This is a genomic window from Chitinophaga sp. Hz27 (genome assembly GCF_042263525.1).
Taxonomy (GTDB): domain Bacteria; phylum Bacteroidota; class Bacteroidia; order Chitinophagales; family Chitinophagaceae; genus Chitinophaga.
Window position 1 is genome coordinate 502,477 of the sequence record NZ_JBHKFJ010000006.1, and the last position, 21,831, is coordinate 524,307.

A 21,831-nucleotide genomic window follows, 5' to 3' on the forward strand; every position below is an offset into this window, starting at 1 on the left:
ATGAAGAAAATATTAGACCTGATCGGAGGTTTCAGGACCAAAGGCATTTCTCTGTCCACAGACTACTCCGGAAAAAATATACGCCTCAAAGGAAATGTAGCGGCTTTATCTGCCGCAGAAAAAGAGGAATTGACTCTATATAAGGATGACATACTTTCTTTCCTGAGTGAGGCCTCCATGACTGCCGCCACGCATAAGATCATGCCGGCAGCTATACAGGACAAATACGTGTTGTCGTCGTCACAACAACGACTCTGGATATTAAGCCAGTTTGAAACCGCCAACACAGCATATAATATCCCTTTGACCTATATCTATGAAGGCAATCTGGATCTCGGGCAATTTACTACAGCGCTGACAAAGCTGGTTGCAAGACATGAAATATTGAGAACAGTATTTCGTGAAGATGAAACAGGTAATGTATGGCAGCATATACTTGCACCAGATACCGCTGTTGTGCAGATAGATTACAAAGATCTGCAATCGCAGCATCAACCTGATGAGCTGGTAGAATCGCTGTTGGAAGAAACGGTGAAGACGACATTCAATCTGGAACAGGGGCCGCTGTTCAAAGTGCTGCTCATACAACTCGCCGCCAGCAAATGGATCATTCATGGTGTATTGCATCATATCATCAGTGATGACTGGTCCATGGAGGTGCTGATCAACGAGTGGTTGCAACTATATCAGGCGCAATACACAGGAACAGCACTGCCGCCATTACGTATACAGTATAAAGACTATGCCGCCTGGCAACAGCAACAACTTACAGATAATGGGTTGCAGTCGGATCGTAGTTACTGGCTGCAACAGTTTGAAGGCGCTTTGCCTGTATTGCAGCTGGCTTCAGATAAATTAAGGCCTGCAGTGAAAACATTCAATGGCAACAGGATAGCTCGTAGCATTGAGCCTGGACTTGCCCGTGCATTGAAAGCATTTGTGCAGGAGCAGGGTGGTACTATGTTTATGGGTGTGATGGCCGCAGTAGATATGTTGTTGTACCGATACACAGGACAAGAAGATATTATCCTGGGTAGTCCTGTGGCTGGCCGGCAACATGCCGACCTGGAAAATCAGATCGGTTTTTATGTGAATACTTTACCATTAAGATCACGGTTTAGTGGCCATGACAGCTTTTTGCAGCTACTTGGTAAAGTAAAGAAACTGGTGCTGGAAGCACACGAACATCAGGCCTATCCCTTAGATAAGCTGATTGATGAGCTGACCTTGCCACATGATCTGAGTCGCAATGCATTGTTTGATGTGCTGGTGGTGATGCAACATGGAAAGAGTGCAGCAGTGCAACAGCCAGGCCTTCCAATCATCCGGGCCATCGAAGGAAAAGAAGCCGCTATCAGTAAACTGGACCTTACCTTTCATTTCTTTGAACTGGAAGATACCCTGCAATTGAAAGTAGAATACAATACTGATCTGTATTCAAAAGAAACGGCCGAGCAGATTAGCCGACACCTGGAACAGTTGCTGGCAGCAGCTTTGAAGCATCCTTCACTGCCGATACAACAATTGGATTATTTGAACGCTGCCGATAAGCATACTTTACTGCAAACGTTCAATGATACAACCAAAGATTTTCCAACAGATAAAACGTTGGTAGACCTGTTTACCTCTCAGGCGCAGCGCACGCCAAATCATCCTGCACTTTATTATGAAGGGCAACGTATTACCTATAGCACGCTGGAAGAGTGGTCAAGACAGCTGGCTGGTTACCTGGCCAAGCAACATCATGTACAACCGGGTCATAAAGTAGGCATCAGCCTCGAACGCAATGAATGGATGGTAGTAGCTATCCTCGCTGTGATGAGGGCTGGCGCGGCTTATATTCCGATAGACCCGGAATATCCGCAGCATCGCAAAGATCATATGCTGACGGATAGTAACTGCCAGGTGCTGCTAGATAACGCATTGTTACAACAGTTTCTTGAAGTACAGGAACAATATAGCAACATATCACTGCCACCAGTGAAACCTGCTGACCTGGCCTATATCATCTATACCTCCGGATCTACCGGTCAACCAAAAGGTGTGATGATTGCACATCACAGCATCGTCAATACGATCTTTGCACAATGGGAGCTTTTTGATACTACTACAGGAGAACGGAATCTGCAATTTGCTTCTTCTTCTTTTGACGCTTCTGTTTCAGAAATATTTGTGTCGCTGGCTTCTGGTGGCGAATTGTATATCATCTCTGAAGAAGAAAAGAAAAATCCTGTTCTACTCGAACAGTACATTTCGACACATCAAATAAGTATTGGTACCATTCCGCCTGCTTACCTGCGACTGCTCGATATAGGAAAGATCAGCAGTATGAAGAAGCTGGTAACTGCCGGCGAAGCTGCTATTCGCGATAGGGCGGCAACTTTTAATCAGTATGGCGACTACTATAACGCTTATGGGCCTACGGAGTCGAGTATATGTGCCGCAGCCTGGAAGGTGCAGAAAGGAAAGGGTATTCAGGCCGATATTGTTCCGATAGGTAAGCCTATTGCCAATACACGTATATACATTGTAGATACCCACAATAACCTGGTACCGCCAGGTGTAAGTGGTGAAATTTGTATCGGTGGAGCAGGCCTGGCATTAGGCTATCTCAATAAACCGGAGCTGACCGCAGAAAAGTTTGTGGCCAATCCATTTATAGTAGGAGAGCAAATGTATAGGACCGGTGATGCTGGCCGCTGGCTGCAGGATGGTAATATTGAATTCCTCGGCAGAACAGACCAGCAGGTGAAGATCAGTGGTTATCGAATAGAACCTGGTGAAATAGCCGCAGCATTACAACAGTTTCCGGGCATGAGTAGTGTGGTAGTAGATGCTGTAACAAACAGCGCAGGAGAAAAGGAACTGGCAGCATGGTTTACCGCCGAAACAACATTGGTGGTTGCCACGCTCCGCACACATCTGCGCAGTATCCTGCCAATATATATGGTTCCAGGGCATTTCATACAGCTGGATCATCTACCTGTGACCATTAATGGTAAAATTGACAGACAACAGTTGCCCGTACCAGGAAAGAGTATTGCATTACAGACAACCACCTATGTGGCGCCGCGCAATACTCTGGAAGAACAGCTGGTAAACATATGGCAACAAGTGCTCGACTACCAACAGGTAGGCATATACGATGATTTCTTTGAGCTAGGTGGCAACAGTCTGAAAGCTGTGCGCCTGGCAGGGAGCATCTACAGAACCTTTGGTGTGAAAATCGCCTTGAAGCAACTGTTTGATCATACGATACTGGAGCAGCAGGCATTATTGCTCTCCGGTAGCAGGGAAGAAGTGTTCACTAACATCCCTCGCCTGGAAGAACAGGCCAACGGTTATGTATTGTCTTCCGCACAGCGGAGATTATGGATACTCAGTCATTTTGAAGATGCCAACGCTGCGTATAATATTCCTGGTGCTTACCGCTTTGAGGGCGCGCTGAACGCCGCCGCATTGCAGCAGGCGCTTGATATGCTGATGCATCGTCATGAAAGTTTACGCACCGTTTTCCGGGAAGATGCCAGTGGGGAAGTAAGGCAATATGTGCAGGCCCCGGGTGAACATATTGGTCGTATTACGTATAGGGATATGCGTGAGGAAGCTAACCAGGAAGTCGCTGTGGAAGCCACTGTACGATCAGTCGTGGCGCCAGGATTTGACCTCGCGGCAGGACCCCTGTTACGCGCGGAACTCATCCAGATAACAGCAGACCAATGGATATTTGCCTGCGCCATGCATCACATTATCAGCGATGGCTGGTCGATGAACCTGCTCGTGAAAGAGCTGCTACAGCTTTACAATGCCATCTGCCAGCAACAAGATGCTGCACTTCCGGAATTGCGTATACAGTATAAAGATTACGCCGCCTGGCAGCAGTCGCAGCTTGCAGATGATGTGACCAATCAACATAAAGACTACTGGCTGAAACAACTGGAAGGACCGCTGCCTGTACTCGACCTGGCTGGCGATAAACTAAGGCCTGCCGTCAAAACATTCAATGGGGATGTAGTGGCGGTGAGTCTGGAACCCGCTCAGGTAAAGGCATTGCGCGCAGTAGCACAGGAAGAAGGTAGCACACTCTTCATGGGATTGCTCGCCCTTGTAAACCTCCTGTTGTATCGTTATACCGGTAATGAAGATATCATCACAGGTACCATCGTTGCTGGGAGAGAACATACCGACCTCGAAGATCAGATAGGGCTGTACCTTAATACACTCCCGCTTCGGGCCCGTTTCAAAGGCAGCGAGGATTTCCGGCAGTTGCTGGGTAGCATCAGACGAACTGCACTCGAGGCTTATGAACACCAGGATTATCCTTTTGATGAGCTGGTGGATAAACTGGGCCTCGCACACGATAGGAGCCGCAACCCATTGTTTGATGTATCCGTAGTGTTGCAGATTACAGATATTCATGCCACCACTGAGGATGCATTGCCCGGCGATCTCAAAGCCAGCGGCTATGCCGGACAAATACATCGTATCAGCAAATTTGATCTCTCCTTCGACTTCACCGAAATGGGTGAAGAAGTACTTGTCAATATTGTTTTTAACACAGATATCTACCACAAAAATACGGTGGAGCAATTGTCGCGTCACTTTGTGCAACTGCTGGAAGCAGCTACCACACAGGAAGATACACCGATTGCGCAGCTGGACTATCTCACCACAACAGAAAAATACGAGCTATCTGACTTGTTCAATAATACAGCAGTAGCATATCCAAAAGATAAATCCATTGCAGCCCTGTTTGAAGAGCAGGCTTCGCTTACTCCCGACAATATCGCCCTGGTATTTGAAGAAACTGCACTAACCTATGCAGAATTGAATGAGCAGACCACCAGGCTGGCAGCATATCTTAGGAATGAATACCAGATCAGCGCTAATGATACCGTAGGTATATTGTTAGACCGATCAGAGAAACTAATCATCGCGATACTGGGTATTCTCAAGGCTGGTGCGGCATACGTGCCGATAGATGTGGACTTCCCGTCAGCCCGCCGTGAGTTTATGATGGCTGATGTAGGTATCAAAGTGCTGATCACACAGTCAGATTATATTTTTGATCTGGGCACTTACAGTGGACAGGTGTTTGCGATCGATCTGCAGCTGGATACCCTGGAAACTCCTGCCGGTTGGACTTTGCCGGTGATACAACCACATGACCTGGCTTATATTATGTACACCTCAGGTTCCACCGGTAAGCCGAAAGGCGTGATGGTGGAGCATATCAATGTGGTGCGCCTGGTGAAAAATACCAACTTCGTGACGTTTACCGGAAAGGAGGTACTGCTATCTACTGGCGCTGTATCCTTTGATGCTACCACGTTTGAGTATTGGGGTATGCTACTGAATGGTGGCCAGCTTGTGATTTCGTCTAAAGAAGTATTACTGGATACACGCAGACTAGCCGCCACTATACAAGGACACGGTATAGATATGATGTGGTTTACCGCTGGTTGGCTGAATCAGTTGGTGGATACAGATATATCCATCTTTAAAGGACTGAAAACTGTTGTGGCGGGTGGTGATCGTTTGTCGCCAGCACATATAGCGGAATTGTTACAAACCTATCCTGGCATCCGTATTGTTAACGGTTACGGCCCTACGGAGAATACGACCTTTTCGCTGACCAGTCACGTGGAAGTTGTAGCTGGCCCTATTCCTATTGGAAAGCCTATTCATAATAGTCTGGCTTATGTACTGGATGAACATGGAGCGTTGTTGCCGATAGGTGCTTTGGGAGAGATCTGTGTAGGTGGTGATGGTTTGTCGCGCGGTTATCTCAATCAACCGGAGCTGACCACAGAACGTTTTGTAGCTAATCCTTTTAAGCCAGGTACGCTTATCTATAAAACCGGCGACCTTGGCCGCTGGCTACCAGATGGCGCTATTGCCTTTGTGGGTCGTAAAGATGATCAGGTGAAGATTCGCGGATATCGTATTGAACTGGCAGAGATAGAAAGCGTGATACAGGAATATCCAGGAATAGAAACCGCTGTGGTGGTGGCAAAAGACAATGCCATTGGCACAAAAGAACTGGTAGCATATTTCACTGTAGCAACCGCTGTAACGGTGAAGGATATACGTGATTTTATACTGCAACGCTTGCCTGCCTATATGTCGCCAATGCATTGGCTACAGTTGGAGAGTCTGCCGCTCAATAGTAATGGTAAGGTAGACAGACGATTGTTGCCGGACCCTGTTGCAGAAGAGCAACAGGTAAACATTGTAGCGCCACGCAACGAAGAAGAACGCATACTGGCAGAAATCTGGCAGGAGATATTGCGTCGTGAACCTGTAGGAATAACAGACGATTTCTTTGAGATAGGCGGTGACTCCATCAAGATTTTGCGCATGATCAGCGAGGCCAGAAAAAGAATGAATCTGGAGATTACTGTTGCAGATATTTACCAAAACAATACTATAGAAAAAATATTGCTGCAGGCCTTAGGTCAGCAGCACAGGCGTCAACAACAGGAAGAAAATACTGCACGGATAGCCGCTGCCATGGAGGAGCTGAAAGCCCGTATCCTGGCGGATCCGCAACTGGAAGATAAAGATAATATAGCAGATATCTATCCGATGAGTGATATCGAGAAGGGCATGGTATACGAATCACTGTTGCACGAAGGACTGGGTATCTATCATGATCAGCTGGTTCATCAGCGTACCTATCCAGGCTTTGACCAAGCCAGATTCCGTCGTGCCCTGGAATTATTAGCGACGGTACATCCTTTGCTACGCACCAGTTTTCACCTGACGGGCTTTGAAACAGAAGTACAAATCGTACATAAAGCAATAGCTATTAATGTAGGCTTCCATGACTTGTCAGCATTGTCACATGCAGCAAGGGAACAGGCGATACAAGACTTTATCGTATCAGAGCACCAGCGGCCTTTTGATGTAACGGCAGCGCCGCTGTGGCGCATAGATGCTTTCGCCGCCGGCGGCGATGAACAGATATTTGTATTACAGTTCCACCATGCTATCATGGATGGATGGAGCCATGCCTCTTTTATTACCGCGTTGAACAACCTTTACCTGGAATTGGGTAAAGATGCTGGTGCAATGCCAGCGCCGTTGAAATCTACTTATAAGGATTTTATCATTCAGCATCAGCTGGACAAAGAAGGCGGCGCTGTGCGTGACTTCTGGCAAATGGAGCTTTCAGATTACAAACGCCCGGATCTCTTTACCGTAGATACTTCGTTTAGTTATTACCTGTATACATTGGAAGAAGAACGTTTGTCGCGCCTGAAGAAAATGGCCGCATCGCTACATACCAATGTGAAAGCCGTTTCGCTGGCCATATACCTTTATATGTTGCGTTTGCTGCAATATGATGAAGAAGTACTGACAGGGCTGGTGACCAACACAAGAACCGGCGACGAGGATGCGGAGAAAGTACTGGGCTGTTTCCTCAACACTATTCCACTTCGTTTACATATCAACGATGAGATCACAGGTGCTGAGCTCATAAGACTTGTACACGAAAAACTGATACAGCTAAAAGACAACGAAAGACTTAGTCTGGCCGAGATATCACGCCTGCACAACGGGGCCGGAGATACCGGCAATCCTTTCTTCGATACTTTCTTCAACTATATCGACTTCCACGCATATGATTCGCTGGAGGAAGAAGAGCAGTCAACAATAGAAACAGGTGTTCACGGTAACACCCGTACGAATATGCCGTTGGATGTATCTGTAAACCTTACCGGCGACAAGTATACCGCGAGCTTCTCTTTGGGCAGAACACTCCGTTCTGGTATCAGTGCAGAACAGCTAGGATATTTGTATTTCGCTATACTGGACCATCTGACAGATACGCCACATCAGCAGTTATCCAGCATTAATTATTTAACGCAAGCGGATATACGAAAATTAACAATTGATTTTAACGATACTGCTGTAACCTACAACACAGCAGGTACTATTATCGAGATGCTGGAGATGCAGGCGATGAAAACACCGCTGGCTACAGCATTGGTATTTGGCGACACCAGGCTTTCCTATGAAGCGCTGCATGCCTCGGCTAATCAGCTTGCCAGGTACCTGCGTGAGCGTTATCAGCTGGGGCCGAATCAATTGGCAGCAATCAAGATGGACAGGAGTGAGAAGATGATCATCGCACTCCTGGGCATACTCAAATCAGGAGCGGCTTATGTGCCGGTAGATCCGGCTTATCCGCAGGAGCGTATCGATTATATCATCCAGGATAGTCAGTGCCGCCTTGTGATAGATGAAGCATGGTGGGAAGCGTTTTGTAAGGATGCTGTAAGCTACGATGGTAGCGATTCTTCACTGGTTGTTAATACCACGGACCAGGCCTATGTTATTTACACATCTGGCTCTACTGGTGCGCCAAAAGGCTGTGCCATCACGCATCACAACTTATGTAACTATATTAGCTGGGCCAATCAGCACTATGGAGGGCAAGCACCTTCCAGCTTTGGATTGTTTACCTCACTATCTTTCGACCTCACGGTAACGAGTATCTTCACCACGCTTACACAGGGTGGGCTGCTGCACGTCTATCCTCAGCAAGAGGAATTATCTGACATCTTCAGGCATTACTTCAGTGCAACATCCGGTGTCAACAGTATTAAACTGACACCTTCTCATATCCATGTGTTGTCTTCGTTAGGCTTGTCTGGCGAGCATATCAGCTGTGCCATCGTTGGAGGGGAGCAGATATTAGCACCGCATGTAAGCGCCTTGAAACGTGTTAATCCCAATATGCACATATATAACGAGTACGGGCCTACGGAAACAACGGTAGGCTGTGTGGTAGCAGAACTGGAAGAAGGAAGCCCTGTGCTTATCGGAAAGCCAATTGCCAATACCCAGGTTTATGTGCTGAATAGTTCCGGGAAGCTGGCGCCTATCGGTGTTGCAGGCGAATTATATATTGGTGGCGAGGGAGTGGCAAAAGGTTATCTCAATAAGCAGGAGCTGACTACAGCACGCTTTGTAGCAGATCCTTTCCGCGTAGATGGGCGCCTGTATATGACCGGTGACCTCGTAAAGTGGCATGCCGACGGGATTATGGAGTATATAGGTAGAAAAGATGAGCAGGTGAAGATCCGTGGATACCGCATCGAGCCAGGAGAGATTGAAGCAGCTATCACAGCACATCCTGAAATTACTGCCGCCGCAGTAACGGTAACCACCAATGCCGCTGGAGAGCGTGAACTGGTGGCCTACCTGGAAGCAGCGATGCCGCTGCATGCAGGGGAGATGCGTGCATTTCTCTCTTCGCGTCTGCCGGCGTATATGTTGCCATCTTACTACATACAGATCGATGCACTGCCATTGTCGCCAAACGGTAAGCTCGATCGCAAACGCCTGCCTGCGCCACAGACAGCAACAATAAATACCGGCGCTGCCTATGTAGCACCGCGTAATGAAACAGAACAAAAACTGCTGGACATCTGGCAGGAAGTACTAAATACAAACACCATCGGTGTGAAAGAGCATTTCTTTAATGCTGGTGGTCACAGTATAAAACTCACAAGACTAGCCAGCCAGGTACACAAGGTATTTGGTGTGAAGCTGTCAGTGAAAGATCTCTTCACCCATCCTGTATTGGAAGAACAAGCCTTGTTGATCGCGAATGCCTCCAATACAGCATTTGCAGCGATAGCGCCAGTAGCTGCGATGCCGGATTATCCGCTGTCTTCTTCCCAGCGCAGGCTATGGGTACTTAGTCAGCTCCAGGAAGGTAACGTAGCCTATAACATGCCAGGCACCTTTGTATTTGAAGGAAGCCTGGATCTTACTGCGTTGGAAGCCGCTTTCCGCCAGCTGTTGCAGCGCCATGAAATTTTGCGCACCGTATTCCGTGAAAACGGCAACGATATCAGACAGATAATACTGCCGCTTGCCCAGCTGTCATTCCATTTGGAACAGGAAGATTGCCGTACTGACGGAGCACAGGAAATTTACGTGAAAGAAGCCGTTCAGGCTTTTTCTATGCAGCCCTTCGACCTATCTGCCGGCCCATTGGTACGTGCGGCTGTATGGCAAATGGATGATGATAAATGGGTGTTTGCGTATGTGATGCATCACATCATCAGCGATGGATGGTCAATGGAGATACTGATGCGGGAGCTTTTATTGTTTTATAACGCCGCCGTAAAGAAAGTAACTCCTGCAATTGTGCCATTGCGTATCCACTATAAAGATTATGCTTCCTGGCAGCAGGAGCGCTCGCAGGATGCAGCTTTGCATCTCGCGAAACAATACTGGCTGCAACAGTTTGAAGGCGAGTTGCCAGTAATAGAATTGCCGGCAGATAAGCCGCGTCCGGTGATTAAAACATATAATGGTGATATTGTTCATCATAATATTCCGCGCCCTGTACAACAGGCCTTCAGCGCCTTGTTACAGGAAAATGGCAGTACTCTCTTTATGGGATTGCTGGCAGTGGTAAATGCTTTGTTGCACAGATATACGCATCAGGAAGATATCATCATCGGTAGCCCGATAGCCGGACGAGAACATGCTGATCTTCAAGATCAGATAGGCTTCTATGTAAATACACTCGCACTCCGTACCCGCTTCGAGGCAACAGACAGTTATCTTTCCTTATTAAACCGTGTGAAAGAAACTGCGCTGGGCGCATTTGAACACCAGGCATATCCGTTTGATGAACTGGTAGATGAACTACAGTTGCAGCGCGATATCAGCCGCAGTGCGCTCTTCGACGTGATGCTGGCATTGCAGGATGAAGGTAGCACACAAGGAACGAAGGATACACTGGAAGGCATTACCGTTCGTGCATATCAGCATCAGGAGTACCTGGTCAATAAATTCGATCTTACTTTCAATTTCGCTACATCGGGTGATGAACTGTTTGCAGGCATCGCCTTTAATACTGATATCTATAACAGAGCCACGATAGAACGCCTTGCAGGCCACCTGGAAGGCTTGATGACAAGTATTGTCGGTAATCCAAACCGCGAAATTTGCCGATTGGATTTTCTCGCTGCCGAAGAAAAAGAATCCTTGCTGGTTACTTTCAATGATACATCAGCAGCATATCCAGTGGAGAAAAATATTGCGGCGCTGTTTGAAAGGCAGGTGGCTGCGGCTCCGGAGAAAACGGCATTGGTATATCTGGATAAAGCTATTAGCTATGATGCATTGAATGCACAGGCCAACCGTTTTGCGCAATACCTCCGAGCTCAGTATAACATCCAGCCGGATGATCTGGTGGGCATGTTGCTGGAGCGCAGCGACCGTATGATCATGGCAATATTGGGTGTCCTGAAATCAGGTGGCGCCTATGTGCCGATTGATCCTGCATATCCTGAAGAGCGCATCAGCTATCTCATTGCAGATAGCCGTTGCCGCCTAACCATAGATGAAGCGTTACTCGAAGCATTTTATCAGGAAGAGCATCTTTATAGCGGCGAAAATCCACCAATGGCAAGCAAGCCTGATGATCTCGCCTATGTGATCTATACCTCTGGTACTACTGGTAATCCGAAAGGGGTAATGATCGAACAACGCAGTCTGAATGCGCGTATCGCCTATTTCAGAAAGATGTATGACCTCTCTCCGGCAGATAATCTGCTCTTTTACCGGTCTTACAGTTTTGATGGCTCGATTGAAGAATATCTGTTGCCAGTGTTATCAGGTGCTACCTGTTTCATTGCGCCGCCGGAATTCAAGCAAGACCTTATCCGCAATCTGGCAGCTTTCATCGAAAAGCATAGTATCACCAAGGTGAATATGCCACCGGCACTGCTGGGAGAGCTGGCGCAGATGGCTGATAGCAGTATCGTGCGGCAGATGTCATCATTGAAGCATGTGGTATCTGGTGGAGATAAACTAACGTTGAAAATCATCCAGGACTACCTGTCTCGTTTCCCCGCTAAGCTATATAACTCTTACGGCCCTACGGAGAACACCGTAGACTCTACTAACTGGATTGCACGTAGCGGTACGGTGCTGGTGCCTATTGGTCAGCCTGTACCTAACTCCACTGCCTATATTCTGGATGTCTATGGACAGTTGGTGCCTATCGGAGTAGCTGGAGAGTTGCATGTGGGCGGTGCGGGCCTCGCCCGTGGATACCTGCACCAGCCGCAGCTTACCGCCGAAAAGTTTATTCCGCATCCTTTCCAGCAGGAAGGACGTGTATATAAAACCGGAGACCTTGCCCGTTGGTTGCCTGGTGGAGAGATTGAATTTATTGGTCGTAGAGATGATCAGGTCAAGATACGTGGTTTCCGTATTGAGTTGGGCGAGATCGAAGCTGCGCTGCTGAAGAACCCTGGCATCACAGCCGCCGTGGTGGTAGCCCTGCCGAATGGTAGTGGCGACAAAAACCTGGTGGCTTATATCGTAGGCAAAGAGATACTGAATGCGGTAGATGTAAGGAACTTCCTCGTGAAAATATTGCCTGTGCATATGCTGCCGCATTATTATGTGCAGCTGGAAGCATTGCCAGTGAATGTAAATGGGAAAATAGACCGTAAGGCACTTCCTGATCCTGACCTGGCAGGAATGGGCTCCGGTGTGGAGTGGATTGCGCCGCGCAATGAAGCGGAAATACAGCTGGTGGCAGTTTTTGAAGAAGTGTTACGTAAAAATCCTGTCAGCATAAAAGATGATTTCTTCGCATCGGGTGGAGATTCTATCAAGTCTATACAGGTGGTGTCCAGACTAAAACAGCGCGGTTATCAGTTGTCCATCCGGGATGTGTTGATACATCCGGTATTGGAAGAGCTGGCGGCTTTTGTAACAAAACTTGATACCGTAATACCTGTAGCCGCTGTGGAGCAGGCATCATGGATGCCTGCAGGCAAAGAAGAAGAACTGGAAGATGTTTATCCGCTCAGTCCATTGCAGCTTGGGTTTTATCTCAACTGGCTGCGAAATCCCGCAGCTCCTGTTTATTTTGAACAAACAACTTATCGCGTAAAAGGCTTGCTGGATCCTGCTTTGCTGGAAGAGAGCTATCGTATGCTCGTTGCCCGACATGGTATCCTGCGTACGATCTTCTTACAGGATGAACAGGGTATGCCTTTGCAAGCAGTGCAAAAGCAAGTTGTCGCAGGATTCCGTTTCACCGTTTCCGGCGCTGATGAAGAGGCTATTGTTGCCTGTCGCACTGCTGACCGCGAAAAAGGTTTTGACCTGCATCGCGAAGCACCTGTACGCCTCACCGTATTGCAGGTAACACCCGATGAATTTGAATTCATCTGGAGCCATCATCACATCCTCATGGATGGATGGTGCGGAAGTATCCTGATTAAAGAATTTTTTGAAATATACCATCAGCTGCAGCAAAGGAGAAGTCCCGCACTTGATGTTGTACCAGCTTATGCAAGCTATATCCGCTGGTTGCAGCACCAGAATGCAGACCAATCGTTACAATACTGGAAGCATTACCTCTCCGGTTATGATACTACTGCCACGATCCCTCGTAATGCAGCGGCAGCGCAGGATGGCTTTGAAGCGGCACATTTAACTTTTGGGCTCGATAAAGATAGGAGGCAGTTGCTGCGCGCATTGTGTGCCAGTGCTGGCGTTACTGAAAATACTTTCATGCAACTGGTGTGGGGAATTGTATTGGGCCGTTACAATAACAGTGACGACGTGGTGTTTGGTACGGTGGTATCAGGTAGGCCTGCGTCTCTTGCTGGCGTGGAAAACATGATTGGGCTGTTCATTAATACAGTTCCGGTGCGCATACATATGGATGCCAGCCAACCAGCATTGGTGCTGTTAAAAACACTACAGCATGATGCCATCGAAGGAATAGATCATCACTATACGCAGCTGCCAGATATACAGGCAGCAGTGATGCCAGGCAATGCGCTCTTTGATCACCTGTTAGTATTTGAGAATTTCCCTGTACAAGAAATTGTGAAGCAGGGCGTAGAAAGTGATGCGCTTACCCTTTTATCTTCCGGTGTTTTCGAACAAGGTATCTATGATCTTTCAGTTTTGGTAATACCGCAAGATGATAATCTGACAATACGCTTCAACTACAATGCAGCCGCTTATGAAGCCACGCAGATGGACGCTTTGCAAAAGCATTTATTGCGCGTAATAAATGGCGTTCTCGATAATCCTGGCATAACCATCGATGCGATAGCCATGCTGGATGAGGTAGAACATCAACAGCAGCTACTGCAATTCAATGATAATGCTTTCGATTTCGGCGAGGCCGGAACGATGCATCATTTCTTCGAAAAACAGGTGCTGGCAACACCAGCGCATGTCGCTCTTGCATATGGTGCCGTAACGCTCACTTATGATGAGCTGAATAAAAAGGCAAACCAGCTGGCACATTTCCTGCGAGATAAATATGAAATAAAGGCCAATACATTCACCGCTTTGATGCTGGAACGTAATGAGTGGCTGGTGGTCGCCATCCTCGCTGTGATGAAGGCCGGAGGCGCTTATATTCCTATCGATAAGGGATATCCGCAGGAAAGGATAAATTATATGCTGGAAGACAGTGCCTGCGGATTGATAATAGACGAAGCATTGTTAGCACAGTTCCATTACGCGGAAGCCCAATATCCTGTTGATAACCCGCCGCCAATAAGTACTGCAAATGACCTGGCTTATGTGATCTATACATCCGGATCTACTGGTCAGCCCAAAGGGGTGTTGATCAGGCATGCGGCTATTATGAATACCATTCATTCACAAAAACAGGTATTTGCTGTTGGTGCCAATGAACGGCATTTACAATTTGCATCCGCTTCTTTCGATGCGTCTGTATCAGAGATATTTGTAGCCCTTTTGTCGGGAAGTACGCTGTACATTGTTGATGAACAAGTGAAGAAGAATCCGCTGGCATTTGAAAACTACCTGGTGGAGAATAAAATGGACCTGGCTACTATACCGCCTGCCTACCTGAAGTTGCTGGATTTGGAAAAAATTCGTCCACTGCGAAAGCTCGTAACAGCTGGCGAACCTGCTGTTGTCAGCACCGCTCTTTCTTTCGCCTCTACTGGGGTATACTATAACGCTTACGGACCTACGGAAACAAGTATCTGCGGTGCTATCTATAAAGTGGACCCAGCGATGATCGGCGGGGGCGCAGTACCAATAGGCATGGCCATTGCCAACTCACAGGTATATGTGCTGGATGGCCAGATGAACCTCTTACCACTGGGCGCCACCGGAGAAATATGTATCGGTGGTGCAGGCCTCGCCAATGGTTACCTGAACAAAGTATCACTCACGGCGGAGAAATTTGTGGACAATCCTTTCCGTCCGGGAGAGCGGCTTTACAAAACCGGTGATCTGGGTCGATGGCTGCCACAAGGCGCGTTGATGTTCATGGGACGTAAAGATGAGCAACTGAAAATAAGAGGTTACCGCATCGAGCCCGGAGAGATAGAAGCTGCATTGTGCCAGTATCCAGGAATACAGGCAGCAGTGGTGTTGGCAAAAACTGATGCTGCCGGAGATCGTGACCTTGTGGCATATGTTGCAGGCAACAGCGAGCTGGATGTTGAAGGCATCCGGCCTTACCTGAGTCAGTTGCTGCCGGCGTTTATGCTCCCAGCTTATTATGTACGGCTGGAGGAAATCCCACTGACGATTAATGGCAAGGTAGATAAACGGCAATTGCCAGATCCTGCGGATATAGCCACTACAGCGGATCACAGGCGTGAGTATGTCATGCCTGCCAATGAAGCGGAAGGCAAGTTGCTGAAGATCTGGGAAGAGTTGCTGGGCACAGAAAAAATCAGTGTAACAGATAATTTCTTTGAAGTAGGTGGTAATTCTATCAAAATCATACGCCTGGCACGAGCTGCCAGCCTTGCACTGGATCAGGAGATCAGTGTGCCGCTATTATTCCAGTATACTAACATCCGTGATCTGGTGAATCATCTCTCCAGTACCATTAGCGTGGTAACAGAGGAAAGCTTTGATAAAGAAGAACTGCTTGCAGATATGAACAAATTAAATTTCTATGACGATGAGCTCAACTAGGAAATATGATGGTCTGGAAATAGCGGTGATAGGCATTTCTGCCCGATTCCAGGAAAGTCGCAATTACAGGGAGTTTTGGCAACATCTGAAAGATGGTAAAGAGCTGATCAGGACATTTACCGATGACGAGTTACGTGCGGTTGGTGTGCCAGAAAAACTACTCAGAGATAAGCAATATGTGAAGTCGGTAGGTCAGGTAACTGACAAAGATTGTTTCGACGCTGGCTTTTTCGGTTACAGCGCACAGGAAGCTGCCTGTATGGATCCGCAGATCAGGATATTCCATGAGCATTGCTGGGAGGCGCTGGAAGACAGCGGCTATGCAGCACATACAGAAAAACTGAAGGTAGGCCTCTTTGCAGGGGCCTCTGTAAACGATAACTGGAAACTACATGCCTACAGTCAGGCGGCCACCGGTGGTGTGGACCCTTTCTACCTGAGCATGATCGCCACACATTCCTTTTTACCAACACTGATTGCATATAAACTCAATCTTCGTGGCCCCGCTGTATTTGTTGATACTGCCTGTTCTACTTCGCTCACTGCGGTGCAGCTGGCCTGTAGAAGTCTCATCACGCGCGATTGTTCACTGGCGTTGGCCGGTGGTGTTTCATTAAAAAGCGTGAAAGGCAAAGGCTATCTTTATCGCGAAGGCATGGTGGCTTCAGCAGATGGTCATTGCCGCACCTTCGATGCTGCTGCCACAGGCACCGCTTCCGGCGAAGGCGCTGGTGTGGTGCTCCTCAAACGACTGGCAGATGCTATCCGCGATCGTGATCATATCTATGCTGTCATCAGATCTGCGGCCATCAATAATGACGGTAATCTTAAAGTTGGTTATACCGCGCCAAGTGTAAAAGGCCAGGCAGATTGTATCCGGCTGGCCCATAAAATGGCTGGCATCGATCCTCGTACCGTGACCTATATAGAAGCACATGGTACTGCCACGAGGTTGGGAGATCCGGTAGAAGTACGTGCATTAAATGAAGCGTTTGGAGTAGGAGGTGCAGATAAATACTGTGCCATCGGTTCGGTGAAATCAAATGTAGGTCATCTCGACGCTGCTGCTGGAATTACTGGTCTGATCAAAACTGCGTTGAGCCTCAAGCATCGGCAATTACCTGCCAGTCTGCATTTTCAACAACCCAACCCTGAAATAGATTTTGATGGCGGTCCGTTTTATGTAAATACAAGCCTGGCGCCATGGATATCAAAAAACGGAGAACCACTACGCGCAGGCCTTAGCTCATTAGGTATTGGCGGAACCAACGCACATATCATTTTGGAAGAAGCACCTTTGCCAGCTAATACGGCTACCGGCCGAAGTTTGCAGCTGCTTACCATCTCAGCAAAAACGCCACAGGCGATATCAAGGTATGCAGATCAACTACAGCAATTTCTGCGTACATCAGATGCTATCAATCCAGCAGATATTGCCTATACCCTGCAAACAGGCAGAAAACATTTTACCTACAGAAAAACATTTGTTTATCAAGATCAGCAAGATCTCTTGCAAGCACTTGATACAACAACACTATCTGCCCGGAAAAGCAATGAACATAGTAAACTTGTTTTCTTATTTCCCGGTGTGGGCTCGCAATATGCATCGATGGGAGCGCAGCTCTATGAAACAGAGCCGGTGTTCAGAACTGTGATGGATAAAGGATTTGAGCTGATGCAACAAATGACGGGAGAGGATTATCGTAGCATATTCTATCCGGATTCAGCTACGGACAAACGCATCAATCAGATGCTGCACACACAGCCTGCCATCTTCCTCTTCGACTATGCACTGGCTACGCTGCTGCTGTCGATGGGTATCACGCCGGATTATATGTTTGGTCATAGCGTAGGCGAATATGTGGCTGCATGTATCAGCGGTGTGTTTTCATTTGAAGATGCGCTGAAGCTGGTGGTAGCACGAGGACAGCTGATGCATAGCCAACCAGAAGGCGCTATGTTAAGTGTACCACTGAGTGAAGCTGATGCGCAGGCTTATCTACATCCCGAACTGTCGCTGGCAGCTATCAATGGAGCAGAGCAGGTGGTATTTGCTGGCAGCGTTGACAGCATAACCACACTGGCGGCCACATTGCAGCAGGCAGGTATTCCATCTGTTAACCTGCATTCCGCTGTTGCTTGCCATTCTTATATGATGGACCCTATCCTCGGGGATTTCAGAACGGTACTGAAAACGGTTCAATTCAATGCGCCTCAACAGCCTTATATATCTTGCCTTAGCGGTCAATTTATCAAAGCAGAAGAATGTACCGATATTGAGTATTGGGTAAGACATTTGAGAGATGCAGTACGCTTCTTCGATGGTATGCATCATCTTTTGGCTAAACATAATTCCTGGATCTTCGCAGAAGTAGGCGGCGGAAATGCACTTACTTCATTGTTGAAACAATATAAAGCCAATGGTGATATCACTGCCATCAATATGGGCAGGCATCCCAAAGAAAATATACCAGATCATGCTTTCCTGATAAGTCGCATAGGCCAGCTCTGGGAGCTGGGCGTAAACCCTGACTGGCAGCGTTGGTACGCGGGAGAAGAAAGACATAGGGTTAGCTTGCCTACCTATGCCTTCGAACCTCAGAAATTTCCTGCTGAAGTAGATCCTTTTGAGAAAGGATTTGGTACTGCGGGATTAGATGTTCCTGGTCGGGAGCTGAAAGACTGGATTGCGTATCCATCCTGGAAACGTGCGGTAAATAAAGGTTTACAGCAGGTTGCATCTGGCAGGACTTACCTCGTCTTTTCACCTGATGCTGAAGTATTCTCTCTTCTGACTAATCGCTTGAAGGAGCAGGGAAATACAATTGTACAAGTTATCTCCGGAGATCAATATCTACCTACCTCACAACATGCATATACGCTGGATCCTACTCAACCTGTACATTTCCGCCGTTTGTTTGATGCACTTAGAGAAGATGGGGTATGGCCTACTGATATTATTTATGCATGGGGCTTAGCAGAGGAGGAAGCGTATAAACTGGAAGAAGGTAACCTGGCTATCAACCTCGCTTACCTTGCCCTTGCAAGGGTTGTGCAGGAAGCTACGCAGCAGGCGAATAAGCCAGGCAGGATATGGTTGCTCACACAGGAATTACACAACGTCTTAGGTACAGAGCAGGGCAGCTGCTTGCCATCGCTGCTGATTGGCCTTGCACGTGTGATACCACAGGAAACAGGCATCTCTTGTTGTCATATCGATATAACTAAAAATGATTATCTGCCTGCACTATTGCAGGAGATCAGCCGGGAGGCATTCCCAGAACATCATACGGTGGCCCTCCGCCAGGGACAGCGCTGGGTGCCTGCATTTCAGCAGCACGGAGCGCCTCTGGAGGTGGACGGCAGCACCATCAGAAAAGAAGGTATATACCTCGTTACCGGCGGCCTCGGAAAAGTAGGCTATGCGCTGGCTAAACACCTGGTAGACAGCTGTGAAGCAAAATTGGTACTCACTGGTAGATCAGCCCTGCATACCTATCCGGCGGAAGTACAGGAGCGCTGGCAATATCTGAAAGATCGTAGCAAAGACATTATTTACATACAGGCAGATGTTGCCGATCTCGCAGCAATGGAGCAGTTGGCCGTTACCGTGGAGGAATCGTTAGGTCGTATCCATGGCGTGATACATACTGCCGGTATTACAGACGATAGATATTTTGAACTGATAGAAAATATGACGCCTGCCAATACCTGGAAGATGCTTGCACCGAAGATGAAAGGAGTGGAGAACATATATTCCGTTTTCCGCAGCAAGCAACTTGACTTTGTATGGCTGGCCTCCAGTGTTTCCGTGGCTTTGGGAGGATTGGGATATGCTTCCTATACTGCTGCCAATGCTTTCATGAATCATTTTGTAACGTTGCATGCAGCAGAGCTGCCACATTGGAGATGTATTTCCCTGGGCAGCTTGTCTTTCAACGAAGATGCTTCCGCGCAAATGGGCGCTGCTGAATTGGTAGAGCTGTTTGAATGGAGTCTTGCTGGAAATACCAGCCAGCTGCTGTTTCAGCATACTGGTAGCCTGGAAGAGAGTTTACGGCCTGCAGCGGCCACTATAGCTGCCACAGAAGAAGACCACGGCCCATCGGAGAAGATGGAGAAACTCGAACGTCCTAGTTTGTCTACCACTTACATAGCACCGGGTACACCAACAGAAACCTTACTGAAACGTATATACGAAGATTTTCTAGGCATTGCCGACATTGGCATGGAAGATCATTTCTTTGAGTTGGGTGGCGACTCGCTGAAAGGAATGATGTTACTGAAGAAGATCAGGCAGGAAATACAGGTAGATCTTCCGTTGAGAGAATTCTTGCAAAACACCAATATCCGCCTGATCGCCGCCAGACTTGACGCACTGCGTGCAGATGGAGTTGCGACAGAAACATCTATTGTACATATTGCTGATAAGGATACCTATCTTTTGTCATCTTCCCAATTCCGGCTATGGATGCTGAGTCAGGTGCCAGAAAGCAGCATTGCGTATAATATGTCGGATGTATATATGTTCGGAGAAACGTTGGACCCTGCAGCACTGGACTATGCCTTTCATGCATTGATTGCAAGGCATGAAAGCTTGCGTACCGTATTTCATGAAAATGCGCAAGGTGAAGTGTTCCAGGTAGTGCTGCCCGCTGATGCCAGCGGCTTCCAAATTCTTCGCCGTGACTTGAGAGGGGAGCAGGACGGAGAGCTGTTGATTCAGCAGCTGGTGCATGAATCGGTGACACAGCCATTTGACCTGACGAAAGGTCCTTTGTTGCGCGCAGGTTTGTATAAGGTGGCAGATGATAAATGGGTATTCATTTATGTAATGCATCATATTGTTTCTGATGGCTGGTCTATGGGTATTGTAATGAAAGAGTTGATGCAGTTATACAATGCATATGCACAAGGTATGGCAAACCCTTTGCCTCCATTGCGTATTCAATACCGTGATTACGCGGCCTGGCAGCGAGCCCGCCTTGATAGTGCCGCCATGCAGCAACATAAGGCTTACTGGCTACAGCAGTTTAGCGGCCATCTGCCGAAATTGGAACTACCTTTTGCAAATGCAAGGCCGTTTACTAAAACCTTCCGTGGCGACGTAGTAGGGAAAGTAATACCAGCCACGCTGAGTAAAGCTTTCCGACAATTGCTGCAACAACACGACGCTACACTTTTTATGGGATTACTCGCTGCGGTGAATATCCTCCTCCATAAATATTCTGGGCAGGAAGACATTATCACCGGCACGCCTATCGCAGGAAGAGAGCATCCAGATCTGGACAACCAGGTAGGGCTGTATCTCAACACACTGGCGCTCCGTACACGCCTGCAGCCAGAGGCCAGCTTCGTCGCGGTGATGGAGCATGTGCGACAGATCACACTGGGAGCATATGAACATCAGGCCTTCCCTTTTGATCAGCTGATAGGTGAGTTGCAGCTGGTACGTGATACAAGCAGGAACCCGCTTTTTGATATGATGCTCATCTTGCAGAATACGCAGATGGGGCAGTCTGCACCCGCCAATGATAGCGAAGAACAACTATCCATCGCTAATTACAGCGGTAGAAGAATCATGGCGAGCAAATTTGATCTCACCTTCGACTTCTTTGTACCCGGAGATGAGATGCACCTTAGCCTCGTATTTAACAGTGATATATACCCCAAGCCTGCTATCATACAACTCACCACTCACCTGGAACAGTTGATGGAGGCCATCGTGAAACATCCTGATACGCCTATTCAGGAACTTGACCACCTGAATGTGGAAGAAAAGGCCGCCCTGTCAGCATTGGAATCGGTATTTAATGCCCCCGTGAGTGAAGACTTCTGATTTTATATCTGCCC

2 protein-coding genes are annotated in these 21,831 nt (G+C 47.8%); both read left to right on the top strand.

The window, feature by feature from the left end; translation table 11 throughout:
* The gene (locus ACE38W_RS16785) at positions 1-15,978 is read left to right on the top strand and encodes an amino acid adenylation domain-containing protein (RefSeq protein WP_375832408.1); all 15,978 of its coding nucleotides are present in this window, start codon (positions 1-3) and stop codon (positions 15,976-15,978) included.
* Complete coding sequence (locus tag ACE38W_RS16790; protein ID WP_375832409.1) at positions 15,965-21,817, top strand: SDR family NAD(P)-dependent oxidoreductase; 5,853 nt, start codon at positions 15,965-15,967, stop codon at positions 21,815-21,817. Before ACE38W_RS16785 ends, ACE38W_RS16790 begins: the two co-directional genes overlap by 14 nt.
* The last annotated feature ends 14 nt before the right edge of the window (positions 21,818-21,831 follow it).